Here is a 17,385-nt window from a genome sequence, read left to right as displayed (position 1 = left end):
AAACAGTGTCGGGTGACTTTAGGTTCTCAGGTAGCGAAGCCGCGGCAATGGGATTTGAGACTGGGCGAATCTATGAGGCTGTGGTTGATCAGAAAAATTCAGATGTAATGACGATTAACTGGACACCGACGACGGCAGGACCTGCAACACAGCCGACAGATCCACAGGCGATTACGATCGACATGGCAACATCGACCCAATTTGGTGATCCATTTGCGGTAACTGATAAGAACCAGGATGGTTTTACAACGGGCAGGCTGTCTGGAATTGAAGTCGATAAATCAGGAATTATTTTTGCCCGATACAGTAATGGACAGTCGAGCACCCTAGGTAAGCTCGCGCTAGTGAACTTTCCTAATGAAAATGGTTTATCGCCAGTGGGTAATACTCAATGGGTGGAAAGCTTTAGCTCAGGGCAGCCGCTGATTGGTGAGCCGCAGACGGCAAACTTTGGTTCCATCGAAGCGTTAACATTAGAAGATTCCAATGTTGATTTAACGCAAGAGCTGGTTTCGATGATTATTGCACAGCGTAACTTCCAAGCGAATGCGCAAACGATTCGAACCTCAGATCAAGTAACACAAACCATTATTAATATCCGTTAATGATATGGATGGCACGCATGCCGGGGCGAGTTAACTTACTCGCTTTGGCATGCTCTATGCACCCCTAGTATGAAAAAGGGGGTGTGATCATGGATCATGGAATTTATATTGCAATGAATGGTGCCAAGCAGGCGTTTAATAAACTTGCAATAAATAATAATAATTTAGCCAATGCCTCGACCACAGGGTTTCGTGAAGATTTACAGCAATTTCGTGCACAACCTGTATTCGGTGAGTTTTTTCCAAGTCGTGCTTATTCTATGGTTGAGCGCCCAGGATACCGTGCTGAAGCAGGGCCTTTGATTACTACAGGTAGAAACCTGGATGCGGCGATTAAAGGCGAAGGTTGGTTTGCTGTTTTAGCGCCTGATGGTAATGAAAACTATACTCGCCGTGGTGACTTTAAACTCACACCCGAAGGTGCTTTGTTAACCGGAGATGGTCATCCGGTGGTTGGGGATGGCGGCCCGATTCTTTTGCCACCAGCATCTGATATTCAAATTGCTGAAAATGGTCGGATTTTAATTAAAGCGGCGGGTGTTCAAAATGCTGAATTTACAGTTGTTGGTCAACTAAAGCTCGTCAATGCGCCTAATGAAAGCATGAATAAAAACAATTATGGCCTGTTTCAGTTTGGTGAGAATACGCCTCTTTTGGTCGATCCTAATGTCGTGATTCAATCACGTATTTTAGAAGGAAGTAATGTGAATTCTGTGGCGGCGCTGGTCAACAGTATTGAAATTTCTAGGCAATACGAGACTCAAGTGAAAATGATCGCGGCGATGCGCTCAAATGCACAAGAGTCGGTACGCATTATGCAAATTTAGCCTATGCATCGAGTGAAGTGAGGGAAATATGATTCCAGCATTATGGATTAGTAAAACCGGGTTAGATGCTCAAAATTTAAAGTTACAGGTTGTTTCTAATAACCTTGCTAATGTTAGCACGACAGGCTTTAAAAAAGACCGTGCGGTGTTCCAAAGTTTATTTTACCAAAATGTTCGCCAAGCCGGTGCTGAAAATGCTGAAGGGGTGAGGTTACCCTCTGGGCTGATGCTCGGTCGGGGTGTTGCGGTGGGAGCAACCCTAAAGCAGCATGACCCTGGAACGGTGCAAATTACCAATCGAACACTGGATGTTAGAATTAATGGTCGTGGCTTTTTTCAAATTACTATGCCCGATGGCACGACTCAATACACACGCAGTGGGCAATTTACGCGTAATGAAAATGGAACTTTAGTCACTGCTGAAGGTAACCCTCTGGTGCCACAAATTGATGTGCCCCAGGATGCATTAACGGTCACCATCGGTGTTGATGGTCAAGTGTCGGCAACCACACCCGGGGCCGTGACACCGACAGTCTTAGGAACGATTCAGTTGGCAACCTTTGTTAATGATGCGGGACTGGAGCCACAAGGAAATAATTTATTTAAAGAAACCGTTGCCAGTGGCGCACCGACCTTAGGTGACCCTGATTCGGATGCTTATGGCAGCACGCGCCAAGGTGAACTAGAAGCGTCGAATGTGAATGTGGTTGAGGAACTCATTGGTTTGATTGAAACGCAAAGAGCCTATGAGATGAATTCTAAATCAATATCGACCGCAGATGGCATGATGCAATTTTTAAATCAGACAATTTAAACATAAATAAAAATCTAAAAAGAAATAGAGACAGGTATAGGTGAAAGTAGATTTGAAGAGAATTAATATTAGTATGAGAAAAACCAGGGATATTGTTTTCTTGTTAGCAATAACAGGGTTGATGAGTGGCTGTAGCTATATTGTTGGACCAGAGCCGGGTGATCCGCGTTATGCGCCGATTCCTCCAGCGACTGCGCATATTCCAGAATATCAAGGTGGTGCGATTTATCAAACACGCTATGGCAGTTCTTTATACAATACGATTATGCCTTTTCAAGTCGGTGATATTTTAACGGTTGAATTTAATGAAAGTAATAAAGCCTCGAAAAAAGCAGATAATAAAATCGAGAAAAAAGATGAACTTGCTATGGATGGAACGGCTTTACCTTCGCCGGCCAAATCAATTCCGGTATTGGGCCGTTTAGTGGATGAAAACTGGACAGTGAGCCAGGAAAGAAAATTCCAGGGTAAAGGCGATGCGAAACAGGAAAATAGCTTAACGGGATCGATTACTGTGACGGTCTCCCGTATTTTAGCCAATGGCAATTTAATGGTCCGTGGTGAGAAATGGATGAAGTTAAATTCTGGGCAAGAGTATATTCGTTTATCGGGTATCGTGCGTCCTGATGATGTGGATTCAACAAATACGGTGCAGTCGACAAAAATTGCAGATGCCAGAATCGCTTATAGTGGCACCGGTTCGTTTGCAGATTCGAGTCGACAGGGTTGGTTGTCACGTTTCTTTGGCAGTGTGATTTGGCCATTTTAGGGGAATAAATGAAAAGAATACACTGGATCGTATTATTAATTTCTTTAATTTTTATAAGCTCAAGTTACGCTGAGCAGAGAATTAAAGATATTAGCCGCATTGCCAGTGTGCGCAGTAATCAATTGATTGGTTATGGTTTAGTGGTTGGGTTAAATGGTACGGGAGATAATGCAAATTTTACCACTGCTAGTTTTAAGCGCATGTTATCGAATTTAGGCATTAAACTGCCCCCAGGCGTTGAACCGAAAATGAAAAATGTTGCGGCTGTCGCATTAAGTTCTGAGTTGCCGGCATTTGCAAAACCCGGTCAGCGTATCGATGTTACTGTATCGTCCTTAGGGGACTCGAAAAGCCTGGTCGGTGGAACTTTATTAATGTCGCCATTAAGAGGGGCCGATGGGCGTGTTTATGCCTTGGCACAAGGCGGTGTGGTTGTTGGTGGTTTGGGCGTAGAGGGTAAAGATGGTTCTAAATTGATTGTTAATGTGCCAAGTGTGGGCCGGATTCCAGGAGGGGCTATTGTTGAAAAGCAAGTTCCCAGCCCTTTTAATAATGATGATCATATTGTTTTTAACTTAAAATCACCGGACTTTACCACGGCAAAATGGATGGCGGATGTAATTAATCAATTTTTAGGGCCGGGTTCTGCTCGCCCTTTGGATTCGACGTCTATTTGGGTCAGTGCGCCTAAAGATCCGGCACAAAAAGTGACGTTTGTGGCTGTGTTGGAAAATTTAAGAGTGAAGTCAGCTGAGGCACCTGCACGTGTGATTGTAAACTCTCGAACAGGAACCGTTGTTATCAGTAAAAATGTGAAAGTCAGCCCCGCGGCAGTGACCCATGGCAATTTAATAGTAACGATTGAAGAGACCACGAGAGTGAGTCAACCGAATGCGTTAAGTGGTGGAGAAACGGTCACTGTTCCAGAGTCACAAATTAATGTTGATCAGCAAAATAATCCGATGTTTGTTTTTAGCCCCGGGCCGACATTAAAAGGTATTGTCCGCGCGGTGAATGAAGTGGGTGTGGGGCCGGGGGATTTAATAGAAATTCTAGAAGCTTTGCAAGCTGCTGGTGCTTTGCATGCGGAATTAGTTGTTATTTAATTGGAAATGAGAAGGTTTGATAAATAATGGACTCTATACCTGCACAACAAGTGAGCAATGCCTTTGATTTTTCAAAGTTTCAAGCTCTAAAAGCGGATGCAAAAAAGGCCGATGATAAAACATTGCGTGCAGTGGCTGGGCAATTTGAATCCATTTTTATTAAAATGGCGCTCGATAGCATGAGAAAAGCCAGTAAAGAGTTAGAAAGTGATCTTTTTAAAAGCTCGTATCAGGACTTTTACCAAGATTTATACGATGATCAATTGAGCTTAAATTTGGCTGAGAATGGTGGAATTGGTTTAACTGATGCTTTAGTTCGTTATCTCTCTCAGCAGGCGAGTCCTGAGCAAATCTTACATGTAAATAAGCAACTACAAAAAGAACCAGAACAAGATGCACAAACTGCATTTAAGCAATTATTAGAGACCTTGGAGCCTCACCTAGAGACATTATCGAATCAATTGGGGGTGAGTAAAAAAGCCATGCTAGCTCATGCTGCTGTGGAAACGGGCTGGGGAAGTTTGAGCATGTTTAAAGGACATGGGCAAAATCAGGTGAATTTATTTGGCTCTCCAAAGCGTTTTAACTTAGGTGAGAGTACTGGGTTTAAAACAATAGAGGACGCTATTTCGGCTTATCAAGGCTTTTTGGAAAAACGTTTGGGAACTTTAAGTGATGAGGGTCAAAAATTAGCAGATAACGACTTTTTTAAGTTGATTCAATCGACCTTATACCCAAAAGAACCTGAGAAATTACAACAGCTTTTAAATGTCTCGAGAAGTTCAATGTTAAAAGGTAAATAAAATGGATTTAAGTAAATGTTTATGATGTCGATAAGGGGTAGGTGAATGAACCAAATGGAATCGATATCTTTAAAGGTAAACTCGGAGTAAGCCATGGGTGCACTTGATATTAGTATCACAGGTTTGAATGTCGCTAGAGCGCAATTAGACGTTACTGCGAACAATATTTCTAATGCAAGTACTCCAGGTTATACACGTCAGCGAGCTCTAATATCGAATGTGCAGGGAGATGCTGCTTCAGGTCAGTTAATCGGCTCTGGCGTTCAACTTGACCGAATAGAACGTTTAGCCGATCAATTTGCTATATCGCAACTACGTAGTAGCACGACTGCCTTTTCAGAAAGTGATATATTTCATCGTATTGCAGAAAGAACGGATAATCTCGTTTCTAATGAAACAACAAGTTTATCATCGGCATTGGAAGACTATTTTGGTGCACTTAATGAAGGAGTGAATGATCCAACATCGGTTTCATTAAGGCAAAACATTTTGGGGGAAGCGGGCCGTTTAACATCACGCTTTCATGCAATTGAAACGGAGATTAGCCAATTAACAAGTGAAGTGAACCGTGAGATGACAGATGCGGCTAATAATATTACTCAAATTGCAAAACGGGTTGCCATTGTTAATGATCAAGTGCGAGATGCCGTAGGTGCTGGTGGTGGAGCGACTCCTAATGATTTACTCGATGAAAGAGACCGTTTATTAGAAGAACTTGCAAAATTTGTTAATATTTCTGCTTTTGAAAATGCGGACGGAACCGTTGATGTTTCTGTCGGGTCGGGGCAGTCTCTTGTTACCGGAGGGACGTCTATCACTGTGGTTGCTGAGGCAAGTGCACAAGATGCATCTATAAAAAATTTATTTCTTAAAGATATTAAAAAGAACGTGACTACAGACATTACTAAAGAAGTTCAAGGAGGGCGAGTTAAAGGATTGATCGATGTACGCAATGATTTACTGGACCCTGCATTAAGAGAGTTAGGGTTAGTTGCTGCAGGATTGATCCAAACAACCAATACTCAACATAAAGTCGGCATGGACTTTAACAGTGCTCTAGGTCAAGATTTTTTTAAAGACCTGAATTTATCAACGATTGTTAAACAGCGGGTATTACCGAACTCAGCAAATAAAGGCACAGCCACGTTATCGGTTGAGCTAGGAGAGTTTGCCGCAGATACTGTTTCTATTCCAAATAAGCCGGCAACAGGAGTTAAAGATTTAGAGGCCGAAGAGTACGAGCTTATTATCACAGGGACAAGCTTTGAATTAATTCGCCAAAGTGATCAAGCTTCAGTAACTTCAGGGGCGATTAGTGAGTTTCCTATTCAAGTACAAGGGATGAAAATAAGCTTAACAACGGGCGGATTTGTCGATAAAGACCGTTATTTGATACGGCCGATGCAAGGCTTAGCGAGAGGAATAGAGGTTGATATTACAGACCCCAAAAAACTAGCTTTAGCCTGGCCTGTGGAGGCGCGTGAGGCTCAAACAAACTTGGGGTCTGGTAAAATTCAAGTGACTGATATGGTATCGACGAATCAGCCGGTTAATTTTTCTAACTTATCAACAACGTCAGATACATTAATTGCAACTCAGCCAGCTTTAGTGAGTAAATTAACAGATTTAAATACCCCTCAAAGTGGTGATTTATTGTTTTCTGTCGCAGGTGCAACAGCTGATGATGTCGCGATTCCTGCGGCACCTATTGACCCTTCAGCAAGGGCCTTATTTGACGCGATTACTGCAAATGTCGCAGGAGTGACTCCTACAGCACAAACGACGCTAGATTTAGGTGCTTATACGGATGGAGATTGGTTAGGAGCGAGTGGGTCTGATTTTACGGTTGAGACCTTTGGTGGCGCTTCAGGCGCCAATTTGGCGGCAACGCCGCTGGGAATTGCTGCTGGGGTCCGTGATGTTGAAGAAGTGGTGACGGCAATTACTGCTTTATCCGGCAATATTAGCGCGCAAGCCGATTTAGTCGTAAAGTCGCAAACCGGTGAACCTTTAAATATTACCTTAGGCCCGACGGCACTTGCCGCTGGATTAAGCTTTGATAGTGAAGCGAAAGAAATCATGAATATCGGCCAATATAATGGTGGGGTGATTGCAGCAGAAGATTTAGTCATTAATGGGATACAGCTTGGTGCAACTTATGCGGATACTACCGCGATTCGTGATGCGATTCGTACGGCTGGTAATAGCACTACGTTAGAGCAGAAATTCACAGCCGATGCTCATGTTGTTGTGACTGAGAATCAAGGGAAAACGATTAAAATTTCAACCACTGGGAATAATGGCGGTACTCAGGCGAATTTTAGTAACTTCTCACTGACTGGTGCTGCACAAGAAAATTTTCAAAAAGGTCAAGTGACAGTCACAGCAGCAGTGGCTGGTAGTACATTAAAAGTATCTGGAAATAATCCTGAGTATGGTGGTTTTGTTGAGGGGGTGGCCTTAAATATTCCACGTAATGCGTTTCATCCTGATCGTCCTGGTCAGCTTGATCCACCAATTAAAATACAATTTATTGATGATACCTGCTATCAGGTTTATGCGATGTCAGGGACATTGAAACCGATAGGTAATGTGCAGCATTATGATCCTCAAAATCCAGATGTTTTCCCGTTAGTAGATAGTACAACCGTGCCTGCGACTAATTATGATCCGGGTTATCGTATTCAAATCACAGGAACGCCAACGAAAGGCGATATGTTTACAGTGGGCTACAATACCGATGGTATTGGTGATAATTCAAATGCGATTGAGTTGGCAAAAATTCAGCAAGAAAAAGTATTAACTGCAGATAGCTTAGGCAATGCAACAAATTCAATTAGTCAAGGCTATGAAAATTTAATTTCTTCTGTTGCCACTAAAACAGAAACATCAATTATTGATTTAAATGCGAGTGAAACCTTACAAAAACAAGCTCAACAAAAGCGTGATTCAATTATGGGTGTTAATCTTGATGAAGAAGCAGCTAATTTGGTTCAATTTCAGCAAGCTTTCCAGGCATCGGCGCGTGCAATTACTGTGGCACAGAATATGTTTGATACTTTAATTCAGGCCGTAGGCTAATTAATGGCTAAAGGAGGATGTTATGGTTACTCGTGTATCAACAGCATCGGTCTTTAATACAACGATAGACAACCTTGCTAAACGGCAAAAAGAATTAGCAATAGTGCAAGATCAGATTGCATCAAACTCAAAAATACTGACCGCGGCAGATAATCCTATTGATGCGCTAAGAGTGGTTGCCCTTAAAAATAGCATCGCCCAAAAAGAGCAGTTTGGTGATAATATGGTCTCAGCGAGAAATCGATTAGAGCTTGAAGGTTCGGTATTAACGAGTATTACCGACTTATTACGGGCCGTTAAAGTTAGAACGATTGAAGCGGGTAATGGTGGCTTAAGTACTACCGATATGCGTGAAATTGGCACTTCGATTGAAGCGCTGTTAGGATCAATTGTGCAGTTGGCAAATTCCCGTGATCGTAATGGTGAGTATATTTTTGCTGGTTCAAAGATGACTCAGCAGCCTTTTGTTCAAGATAATAGTGGGTCTTATACCTATCAAGGAAATGATGTTCAGGCGCTAGCAAGATTAGGTGAGACGCTGGAGATTCCTGTTTCTGATAGCGGTGAGAAGGTTTTTTTCTCACAAGCGATGTTCGCTAAGACCACAGCAAATATTAATAATGCAATTAGTGTTACTTCAAATAATGCCCCTACAGCGAACATATCAACAGGCTATGTTACAGATGCACTAAAATGGAAACGATCACAACAACCTCCTGAAAACTATATTATTCAATTTGAACCATTGATTGGTGGAGTTCCACCTGCAGCACCGACGGATGTTGATGGAACCACAGCGGCAACGAATGATGCACAGACTTTTAGTGTTTATTCTGCAACAACAGGCAAGGTTATTACCGGTGATGACGGCCAACCGATGCAAGGGTTAACAGTTAAAAGGCCAACTTCATCGGATAATATCGTTGAACCGACAGTTATTAATATCAACGGTATGGTTGTTGAAGTGACGATGGATCAAAGCATTAAAGATGCAGCCACGGGGTTGCCTCGTGGGCCTCAGCGTGGTGACCGTTTTATTGTTGAAGCCGAAGAGCAGAAAAACGTCTTAAATGTCATTAATGACTTTGCTAAATTTTTAAAAAGTCATGTTGTTGGTAGTTCAGAAGCGAATATTGCTGTTAATGACCAGATACAACGTATGATTGCCAGTATTGATGAGGCAAGTGACTCTGCTTTAGCTGTGACGACAGAAGTTGGACTGCGTCAAGAGAATATTCGCTTACAAGAAGACGTGAGTAGTAATATTATTTTAAGTCAGCGAAAAGCGTTGGGTGAGATATCAGACCTTGATTTTGCTCAGGCGGTCAGTGAACTTTCTATTTTGCAAACAACACTACAGGCAACACAGCTTGCATTTTCTCGGGTTCAAAATTTGACATTATTTAATTTCTTATAATTTTTAAAAACTAAATTGGCACTCTTTATGCAGCAGTTATTTTATTGCGAGGGGAACTAATAAAAATAAAGAGTGCGATGATAAGAAAAAAAAATTTTTTTCTCTATTATATAATATTATTTATATCTCAGATGATTAATGTTAGTTATTCCGCTTGTGTTGTCAGTCAGGATGTTAACAGCTCATCGACAGTTAATATTATAAATACGTCACCGATTCCCAAAGTTTCAACAAGTGCTGGGGATGACACGGTTTGTGTGAATATCTTATCTGGGTCACCAACGGTTAATATTTTAGGTGCAACGGTCGTCGGTGGGTCAGGTAAGCTTGGCTCTCCTGGCTCGGACGTTTTGCCTCTTACTGCGGGTAATACCGGCTTTGCAGGAGGGGATGGAATCGAAGTTAATATTAAAACAACAAATAAGGTGACATTTAACTTAAATACAGAGGTTGTCGGTGGCCGTCATGGCTATGGCCAAATTACCTCAGAAAGTAATCATGGCCTACATTTTGATGGTGAAGCAGCTTCTGGGCAGCGTATTGATATAACCGCTAATTTAAATCGGAGAATTACAGGAGGAAGTGGTCGCTCCGGTGTGAACTTTGTCTCTTTAAATGGAGGGGGCCATGGTCGATCAGCTATTTATTTAGATGAAAAGACTAATAATTTAGAGGCTGTGCTAAATATCTCAGCGGATCTGATTGGAGGTAATGGAGGTAATGGTGCGCTTTACAAAACATCGGGAATTTCCCCTGGCTCTGGTGGCCAGGCGGGCCAAGGGGTTTATATTTATCATGCAGACAAAACAACGCTTAATATTGGCTATGATAGCTCAGCTCAGGCATTAACCTTGGGATCAGTCCTTATTCAAGGAGGAGTAGCCGGGTTAACTAAAGTGCTTCAAACCGGCACAGCGAATACCTATCAAGATAAGCAGGTTGAAAAAGGTGCTCCAGCTATTTTCATTCGTGAAGCCGGCGAGACAACAATTAATATTTCAAGCATTGCTACGGTGAAACATGGCAATATCAATGAAGCAGGGGAAATCCCTAATGCTATTGAAACGAGTAGTGAATCAACACTGACCGGCATCGGGAAAATTAATATTACTAATTTAGGGGTTATAGAGGGTGATATTAATATCGAAACCAGCACAGATGTTAATAATATTGTGAATAATAATTTAATTATTGGGGATGTTAAAGGTGGTTCAGGGCAAGATCTATTAATAAGTTCTGGAATCATTAAAGGGGTTTTCTATGGTAGTGGTGATAGTGGAGTAGATAAGAGTAGCACTGATGGTAATAATGTAATATTGGTTGGGCGCAGTTTAAGTGGCAATTTTCCTCAAGGGAGTAGTATTTACGCTGCAGATGGCGGCACTCAAGGAGCGAGCGACAGCTTGAAAGTGGACCTTGAGAAAGGCCTGGTTATGATTAACCCTGGTTGCAACCCTTCAAGCAAAGTTTCACAAATGAATAAAAGTGCAATATTTAATAGTAATGGAAATTCGGAATGTAATGTAACTAAGACAGCAATCAATGAGTTTGAAACAATTGAAACCTTAGACGTGATAGATGATTCACAAACGAATATATTACATTTATTAACGGTGAATGGCGCAATTAAAGGGGCAGGCCAAACAGTAAAAATGACTGTAGGCAAAGGAACAAATATCGTCTTGAATGAAGTAAACTTAGATTTAAATGGTAATCAACCAGATTACACATCAGTTACTGCCGATATAATAAATAAGGGGACGATTCTATTAAATTCTGATATTGAAGGATCAATTATTAATGAGTCAACAGGAAAGATTATTTTAAATAGTTTTTTTAATGAAAAATATCAAAGAGTCATAACCAATTTAGTCACAACTCAACCTAGTTATATTTCTAAAGATAACTCTATATTAGTGACTAGTATTCATAGTTATGACAAAGCTAATGAAGTCGCAAGTGCATTCACCTTAACAAGTAAAGGAGGGGTCGATGCTACAGGCCAAACGTTTCATGTGCATATCAAAGAAGATGTTAAAGAGCACCTAAATAGCAACACTAAAGAAATTTTGGTTTTGATTTCAGGAACGGCAGTTGCAGGAGTGGCATCTAATAACGCGGCGATCAATGTTCCAATAAAAGAGGTGGTTTATGTCGATGCTAAAGGGGGAGGGGTTAGCCAACCAAGCATTGGTAATCAACCCATTAAACTAATGTCTGGAGAGGGGACAAATCAGGGTATCGGCTTTGATAATACAGGTAATGTTGTTCTCAATGTTGCATTAGAAGCAGAGGGAACATTAGTAGAACCCCCCAAAGTTGCTGTTACGCCTCCTGCTGTAAATATCCCAGCTACATTCAGTGGTTCGGGTAAGGTCTTTAATAATCCAGATAATGTCATTGATCCAACGCCACCAACGCCTGTGACCAGCGTAGCATTACCCACTTCTGGGCAATTGAACTCTCGCGTGCTGGTTAATCATGTTGTGGAAAAAACAAGGCAAGCAAAAGGGCAGAACTTAAGGATTGCTTATTTTGAAGATAATACTTCAGGTGTGTCTACAGGAAGCAGAAGTTATAAAAATAAACATCGAACTCAAATTAAAGCAAAACCAAGGGTAAAGAAAAACTCAATATGGACAAAGGTCTACGGTACTCGCACTAACCAGCAACCTTATGATGATTATGATGGTTACCAAGCAAATTTAGGGGGAGTGATATTAGCTTTAGACCGTTCAAAATTTGAGCGTAGAGGCCATGTGACATCCTTAGGTGTTGCTTTTGGTTATAATAAAAATCATTCCGATATGATAGAAAATAATGAAACCCCATCATCTTCAGAGTTAACGTTAACAGGTCGCCAAGTAGGTCTTTACTTATCTCAGTTAACTAATCGCTATTTTGTTGTGGGTATTTTAGGCTATAGCCGAAATCAATATCAATCGAATCGCTTTGATAGTGGTTTTAATGAGTTATATACTGCTGAGTTTGAAGGTGATCAATATTTTTTAAGTTTAAAAGGAGGATATGATTTACAGTTAAGTCAAAATTTGACTTTAACAGGCTTAGCTTCGAGTAATTTTGATTACTTAACGTATGGCCTTATGCAAGAAAATAATGACGGCTTCGTGATTAATGCAAAAGACTATAAAATATGGACACTAGGGTTAGGAGCCCAAATTAAATATGATATTCGCTCAGGAAAAGAAAGAATATTTCAGCCTGAATTGCATGGTCGAGTATTTTACGATGATTTTTGGCGATAGATTCAAGGTGAATGCGAATTATATTATTCCAGGGGTTGTAGATATTAATGGCGATTTTATTGGGCCAACTCCTGAACGCATTAAGTATAATGTTGGTGTTGGCTTAACAATGTATGGTGTTTGGGGGATTAATTTATCTTTGAATTATGATTACACTTGGAGTAAGTATACAAAAGAGCATGCAGGGTCGTTGAAGGCTAGATTGCGTTTCTAAAAAACTAACACTTAATACTCAAACTTGCTAATGGTGAATTTATTTCATGACACTTGAGACGACTTCAAATTGATTATTCTCTGTGATTTTTAGATTATAGCAGCCGCCAACTTGCAGTTTGACTTGTAGCTCACTGAGGAGTTCATTGATGCTTTCATTATTAAAGCTGATGACCGTACCGTGATTAAACTGTATGACTTGATCAAAGAGTGTGCGGTGAGTGGTAAAGTCAGCTGTTTCACAGTATCTTATATAAAGCTGATCCTCTTGCCAGTAAGCGCAAAGGCTTTCTTCTTTGAGCGGCTTGACCGGAAATTTCTGCACTCGGCTGCCAATCAGCCACTGATGCAATCGTTCTAAATCCATCTTTTTGCTTCTTTAATAAATAGGTATGAGCTGTGATGAGAGCTATCCGCCTGTTTTTGGATTCCTTTAATTTAAAAATGATGACGTATTCCCTATGGGATAGAGCAGCCACACAGACTTAACAGTTGTATGGCTGTGTGGGCATTAATATTGATCCAATAGAAACACTAAGAGGTCATGTGAAGTAATAATACCCACTAAATCTTGGTGGCTATCGACCACAGGTAGAGCATTAAAAGTGCGCTCGACAAGCATTTGTGTTGCATGCTTGACTGTATCACTTTCTTTAATGGTTATAATATCCTTGGTCATAAAGTCTGATACTGAAACGGTATGATCTAATAACTGATCCGTTTCCTTTTGGTTAGAATAACGATCACTAAAACTTGTTTTTAATACGTCTTTATAGCTGATGATCCCAATCAATTTCTTGCCATCAACAACGGGAAGGTGGTTGATCCCGTTTTCTCCATAATTGGGCGTAACTCACTAAATAGAGTAGTTTGGTTAACGGTTACAAGGTCAGTGTTCATTAATTTTGAAATTGATGTGCTTTGTTTCATATTTTTCTCCTTAGTTCAGGGGCATTGTATATTGTTTAAAAAATATAAAATTGATATAAATCAACCTAGGCCCATAAAAGATATCTGTGCGGCATATGAATTTTGAGCTTAGTGTGCTCCGTACACTTCTCAGCTTCCATAATAAAAGTCCGATCTTAGTTCGGTCTATTCACCACGTGCTTAGCACTCCCTGGCTTGTAATGATGGCACAATGTTTGCGTTAAATTGCAAAATGCTTCTTGGGGGGCTTATGAGGTCATATTGGATATTTGCACTTGCAATTATAGTCATTATTTCAATTTATTCTTTCGCAACTCTTAGCTAGCTAGAAACCGGATGTGTATGCCCACTCGGTGTTAGTAATAGCTCTAAATGTTTATTTTTATAGAAGGGGAACTTTTGTAAAGGCTGAATAAAAATATTAGCTGATCCTAGTTGAAGCTGCACATCTTTGAATAGATACTCTTAACAAGGGAATTAAGGATCTTGAGTATGTATTTTAGGTTATTGATACTCCTCTACCACAAGCGCTGATTTATGAGATTTCCTATGGTTAAAACGATATTTATATTCACGATTCAGTGCCAATACTAAATATTTCAACCATAACCAATTATCCAAAGGCTCTCCAGCCCAAAGTGTACATGGATGGCTCTGATGAGCTGGCTTTTAGTGTGCTTCAAAACCGGACTAATATTTGAGCTGATTCTAAAATCATCTTAATTACATGCGCACCACAGTGATACTGAGTGCACTTTTTTTATATTTCTATCAAGGTAAAAGATATTCACAACTTATGACCATCACCTTTCAAATATAGGGCTGACATAAAAAAACATCATACGACAAATAACCAATAATGAGAGCTTCCTTGGCGATGACGATGTAGAAGCTCGATAATGAGTTAGGCTTACTTTCACATTGATAGATCTGGCTAATTTGTCTAGCTTTAATTATAAGCGTATTCATGGACTATATCTTTCAATGAGAGCCTCATTATTATTAATACTGGTATTGACTACTATTATTTGTTTTACTTCTGCTGCCGTGATAGCACAAAAAAAATGTACTTACTGCATGTGGGCATCCAGATTATCCACCTTGGAATTGGAAGCATGGAGATAGAATCGTTGGTGTTTGTGCAGATGTAGTTACAATTGTTTTTGGCAATTTAGGTTTTGAGGTTGATCATAGCTATGTTGGGCCGTGGGCACGTTGTCAAGAATTAGTTAAATTAGGGAAGGTAGACCTTAACATCTGTGCATTTAAAAATAAGAACAGGGAAGTTTATTCAGATTTTATGACGACCCCAATGGGTTTCAATAAAACTGCTGTATTTGTGAGAGAAGGTTATGAATTTACTTTTAAAAGTTGGGAGGACTTAAAAGGTAAGAGAGTAGGTATGGTTCAAGGTGTTAGTATGGGGCAGGAATTTGATACCTTTGTAGAAAAAAATACTCTAGTAGATCGAGTTTCGTCTAGGAAACAAAATTATGATAAACTGGCTATTGGACGAATTGATTTGATTGCAACTGGTTTGCAAACGGGCTTAATCCAATCCGCATTGTATGGCTATAAGGATAAGATAGTCCCTTTACCCCATCCTATTCACCCGATAGAAAATGGCAGGTTATATATTTCAATGTCAAAGCAATCAAAATATATAGATTATTTGAAAAAAGCAGAACTGGAGATAGTATCTAATAAAAGCTATCCACGATTAGTAAATGCACTTTTATCATATTACACAGATTTTTATGTAAATAATCAGTTAAAAAATAATATTGAGTGAAAACACTACTTCTAAAATTGTGCTATTTTAACCAATGCCAGCAAGAAATTTTTGAAGAATTTGATAAGCTGAACAGCCTTTCTGCAGAGGCAACATATATCTTAAAAAAAGAGCTTGGATTTAGCTGTAACCTAGATGATAGCAAAGGGGAGGTTAGAGAAAGTGTCCCTATGTAAGAGACCAAGTAAAGGTACTTCTTAGGGGGTGGGGTGTTGTAAGGTGGTGCGCATTATTGATTTTATCGCGATTATTTTTTGTTTTTCGAGATTGAGTTGATTTTGCCTGTCTATACTTTCTAAAGTGATAGTTTTAATTTTGATGAGCTTATGAAAAGACTGGCTTGGGTAGCGACAATTGCCTGTTTAAGTATATCTAATACTGCTTCGGCACTACTTGCTACTGCAGAAACAAGAATTAAGCCGCCTAGTGCAAGTGCACGGGAGTACGCTTTATCATTGGGTGTGGGAACTTCTCCAGAATACTCCGGTAGTAAAAATTATAAAATCATTCCTTTAGGGAGCTTTTCTTTAAAACATGGTGACTATCGTATTGATCTCAATGGGTTAAATTGGACAGCAAATGTTGTTCCCAGCAAAATAATTAATCTTGGCCCATCCTTGAGGTATTCAATGGGGAGGGGCAATGACACTGGTAATCAGCAAGTAGATAAGTTATCGGAAGTAGATAAAGGTTTATTCGCTGGTTTTTACTTATCATATAGTTTTTATAAGGTGGTTATACCTTATGATAAATTATCTTTACGCACGAATGTTTTAAAAGACATTAACGGAAATAACCAAGGCTATACAGTTAACTTTGGAGTAAATTACTCAACACCACTAAGTAAGAGAGTATTTATTATCTCAGGGTTGAGCGCAACCTACGCTAGCTCTGATTACATGCAAAGTTTTTATGGTATTTCTGCTGCAGACTCAGTCAATAGTGGTATAAGCCAATATGATGCGAAGCCAGGCATTAAAGATGCTGGTGTATTTTTAATGACTAATTATATTTTAAATAAATCTTGGTCTACATATATTCTTGCTAAATATACTCGTTTACTTGATGATGCGAAGGATAGCTCAATTGTTCGAGAAACAGGTACAGCAAATCAGTGGTTTGGCGGCGTTGCTTTTAGCTATCGGTTCTGACTCAGTTAATTTTAGTTTTCTATTCCATTTGGCAGTTTATTTGTTATTTTTGATTTGTCTTTGGTGTTTTTATGTCTTCTTCTTTGTTCTCCATAGTGAAACACCTTTGACTGTCTATAATTTGGTTATAAGCCCTAATCTTTCTATAGGCCATTCATGTTAAAGCTATCCTTATACTTGCTTGTTTTATTTCTTATAGGGTCACCGATAATAACTATATGCAACACGTTAACTGTATGTTGGGAAGAAGAACTAAAATATCCATATATTTTTAAGAATAATAAAGGTGAGCTTGAAGGGATTGCTTATGATATTGTTAATAAAGCTATGCAATCTCAAAATATAACTCTTAAACATTATGTTTATCCGTGGAAAAGGTGCTTAGAAAAGGCACGGTTTGGACATATAGACTTGGTTCCTAACTCATCTTACCAAGAAAAGAGAAAGGAGTTTGCTTTTTTTAGTAAGCCAATTTATACAACTCACTTAGATCTCTTTTATCGAAAAAATAATTTTATAACTTCTCCGAATATTAAGTCATTGAATGAACTAAAGAAGTACCGTGTTGGTGGAGTCATGGGGTTTAATTATAATAAATTTAAAGGAATAAA

The 17,385-nt window shown here is 39.7% G+C and carries 16 protein-coding genes; 13 read left to right on the top strand and 3 right to left on the bottom strand.

Translation table 11 applies throughout. The features are described 5' to 3' along the window. The 10 genes from BGC07_RS02290 to BGC07_RS02245 all read left to right on the top strand — a co-directional run. The coding region (locus BGC07_RS02290; protein ID WP_139121735.1) for a flagellar hook-basal body complex protein at positions 1-605 on the top strand (605 nt) is incomplete at its 5' end. A gap of 89 nt (positions 606-694) precedes the next feature. Then, complete coding sequence (locus tag BGC07_RS02285; protein WP_069311802.1) at positions 695-1,432, top strand: flagellar basal body rod protein FlgF; 738 nt, start codon at positions 695-697, stop codon at positions 1,430-1,432. 28 nt (positions 1,433-1,460) lie between these two features. Beyond that, complete coding sequence (gene flgG, locus BGC07_RS02280) at positions 1,461-2,246, top strand: flagellar basal-body rod protein FlgG (RefSeq protein ID WP_069311801.1); 786 nt, start codon at positions 1,461-1,463, stop codon at positions 2,244-2,246. A 73-nt stretch (positions 2,247-2,319) separates the two neighbouring features. Continuing rightward, positions 2,320-3,015, top strand: coding sequence for a flagellar basal body L-ring protein FlgH (flgH, locus tag BGC07_RS02275; RefSeq protein ID WP_069311800.1), 696 nt, complete (start codon positions 2,320-2,322; stop codon positions 3,013-3,015). Between the two features lie 8 nt (positions 3,016-3,023). Further along, a complete protein-coding gene (locus tag BGC07_RS02270; RefSeq protein WP_069311799.1) occupies positions 3,024-4,121 on the top strand; it encodes a flagellar basal body P-ring protein FlgI in 1,098 nt (365 codons plus the stop codon). A gap of 26 nt (positions 4,122-4,147) precedes the next feature. After that, positions 4,148-4,924, top strand: coding sequence for a rod-binding protein (locus BGC07_RS02265; RefSeq protein ID WP_069311798.1), 777 nt, complete (start codon positions 4,148-4,150; stop codon positions 4,922-4,924). A 93-nt stretch (positions 4,925-5,017) separates the two neighbouring features. Continuing rightward, complete coding sequence (flgK, locus tag BGC07_RS02260) at positions 5,018-8,005, top strand: flagellar hook-associated protein FlgK (RefSeq protein ID WP_069311797.1); 2,988 nt, start codon at positions 5,018-5,020, stop codon at positions 8,003-8,005. 22 nt (positions 8,006-8,027) lie between these two features. Beyond that, entirely contained in the window at positions 8,028-9,422 is a 1,395-nt protein-coding gene (gene flgL / locus BGC07_RS02255; protein ID WP_069311796.1) for a flagellar hook-associated protein FlgL, read from the top strand. Positions 9,423-9,499: 77 nt separating this feature from the next. After that, the gene (locus BGC07_RS02250) at positions 9,500-12,688 is read left to right on the top strand and encodes an autotransporter outer membrane beta-barrel domain-containing protein (RefSeq protein WP_069311795.1); all 3,189 of its coding nucleotides are present in this window, start codon (positions 9,500-9,502) and stop codon (positions 12,686-12,688) included. 7 nt (positions 12,689-12,695) lie between these two features. Beyond that, positions 12,696-12,902, top strand: coding sequence for a hypothetical protein (locus tag BGC07_RS02245; RefSeq protein WP_069311794.1), 207 nt, complete (start codon positions 12,696-12,698; stop codon positions 12,900-12,902). A gap of 39 nt (positions 12,903-12,941) precedes the next feature. Here BGC07_RS02245 and BGC07_RS02240 read toward each other — a convergent pair whose 3' ends face one another. The 3 genes from BGC07_RS02240 to BGC07_RS20435 all read right to left on the bottom strand — a co-directional run bounded on the left by BGC07_RS02240 (position 12,942) and on the right by BGC07_RS20435 (position 13,831). Beyond that, positions 12,942-13,268 carry a hypothetical protein gene (locus BGC07_RS02240; RefSeq protein WP_069311793.1) on the bottom strand — a complete coding sequence of 109 codons (327 nt, stop codon included), beginning with the start codon at positions 13,266-13,268 and terminating at the stop codon, positions 12,942-12,944. 144 nt (positions 13,269-13,412) lie between these two features. Continuing rightward, positions 13,413-13,727 carry a CBS domain-containing protein gene (locus BGC07_RS02235; RefSeq protein ID WP_394332127.1) on the bottom strand — a complete coding sequence of 105 codons (315 nt, stop codon included), beginning with the start codon at positions 13,725-13,727 and terminating at the stop codon, positions 13,413-13,415. Next, complete coding sequence (locus BGC07_RS20435) at positions 13,691-13,831, bottom strand: hypothetical protein (protein WP_158006840.1); 141 nt, start codon at positions 13,829-13,831, stop codon at positions 13,691-13,693. Before BGC07_RS20435 ends, BGC07_RS02235 begins: the two co-directional genes overlap by 37 nt. A 1,300-nt stretch (positions 13,832-15,131) precedes the next feature. Here BGC07_RS20435 and BGC07_RS02230 point away from each other — a divergent pair. The 3 genes from BGC07_RS02230 to BGC07_RS02220 form a co-directional block, all read left to right on the top strand. Continuing rightward, positions 15,132-15,623 (top strand): substrate-binding periplasmic protein, encoded by a 492-nt coding sequence (locus BGC07_RS02230; protein ID WP_394332105.1) that lies wholly within the window; start codon positions 15,132-15,134, stop codon positions 15,621-15,623. Between the two features lie 326 nt (positions 15,624-15,949). Next, positions 15,950-16,774 (top strand): MipA/OmpV family protein, encoded by an 825-nt coding sequence (locus tag BGC07_RS02225; protein ID WP_069311791.1) that lies wholly within the window; start codon positions 15,950-15,952, stop codon positions 16,772-16,774. A gap of 156 nt (positions 16,775-16,930) precedes the next feature. Then, on the top strand, positions 16,931-17,385 hold a 455-nt coding region (locus tag BGC07_RS02220), incomplete at its 3' end, for a substrate-binding periplasmic protein (RefSeq protein ID WP_139121734.1).

This window comes from Piscirickettsia litoralis (assembly GCF_001720395.1).
Taxonomy (GTDB): Bacteria; Pseudomonadota; Gammaproteobacteria; order Piscirickettsiales; family Piscirickettsiaceae; genus Piscirickettsia; species Piscirickettsia litoralis.
This window is presented reverse-complemented; position numbering and strand designations above follow the sequence as displayed.

Bases quoted from the DNA above. Each gene is read 5' to 3' on its own strand.
- BGC07_RS02285 (WP_069311802.1), top strand. From the start codon at position 695: ATGGATCATGGAATTTATATTGCAATGAATGGTGCCAAGCAGGCGTTT.
- flgG (WP_069311801.1), top strand. From the start codon at position 1,461: ATGATTCCAGCATTATGGATTAGTAAAACCGGGTTAGATGCTCAAAAT.
- flgH (WP_069311800.1), top strand. From the start codon at position 2,320: ATGAGAAAAACCAGGGATATTGTTTTCTTGTTAGCAATAACAGGGTTG.
- BGC07_RS02270 (WP_069311799.1), top strand. From the start codon at position 3,024: ATGAAAAGAATACACTGGATCGTATTATTAATTTCTTTAATTTTTATA.
- BGC07_RS02265 (WP_069311798.1), top strand. From the start codon at position 4,148: ATGGACTCTATACCTGCACAACAAGTGAGCAATGCCTTTGATTTTTCA.
- flgK (WP_069311797.1), top strand. From the start codon at position 5,018: ATGGGTGCACTTGATATTAGTATCACAGGTTTGAATGTCGCTAGAGCG.
- flgL (WP_069311796.1), top strand. From the start codon at position 8,028: ATGGTTACTCGTGTATCAACAGCATCGGTCTTTAATACAACGATAGAC.
- BGC07_RS02250 (WP_069311795.1), top strand. From the start codon at position 9,500: ATGATAAGAAAAAAAAATTTTTTTCTCTATTATATAATATTATTTATA.
- BGC07_RS02240 (WP_069311793.1), bottom strand. From the start codon at position 13,268: ATGGATTTAGAACGATTGCATCAGTGGCTGATTGGCAGCCGAGTGCAG.
- BGC07_RS20435 (WP_158006840.1), bottom strand. From the start codon at position 13,831: ATGAAACAAAGCACATCAATTTCAAAATTAATGAACACTGACCTTGTA.
- BGC07_RS02230 (WP_394332105.1), top strand. From the start codon at position 15,132: ATGACGACCCCAATGGGTTTCAATAAAACTGCTGTATTTGTGAGAGAA.
- BGC07_RS02225 (WP_069311791.1), top strand. From the start codon at position 15,950: ATGAAAAGACTGGCTTGGGTAGCGACAATTGCCTGTTTAAGTATATCT.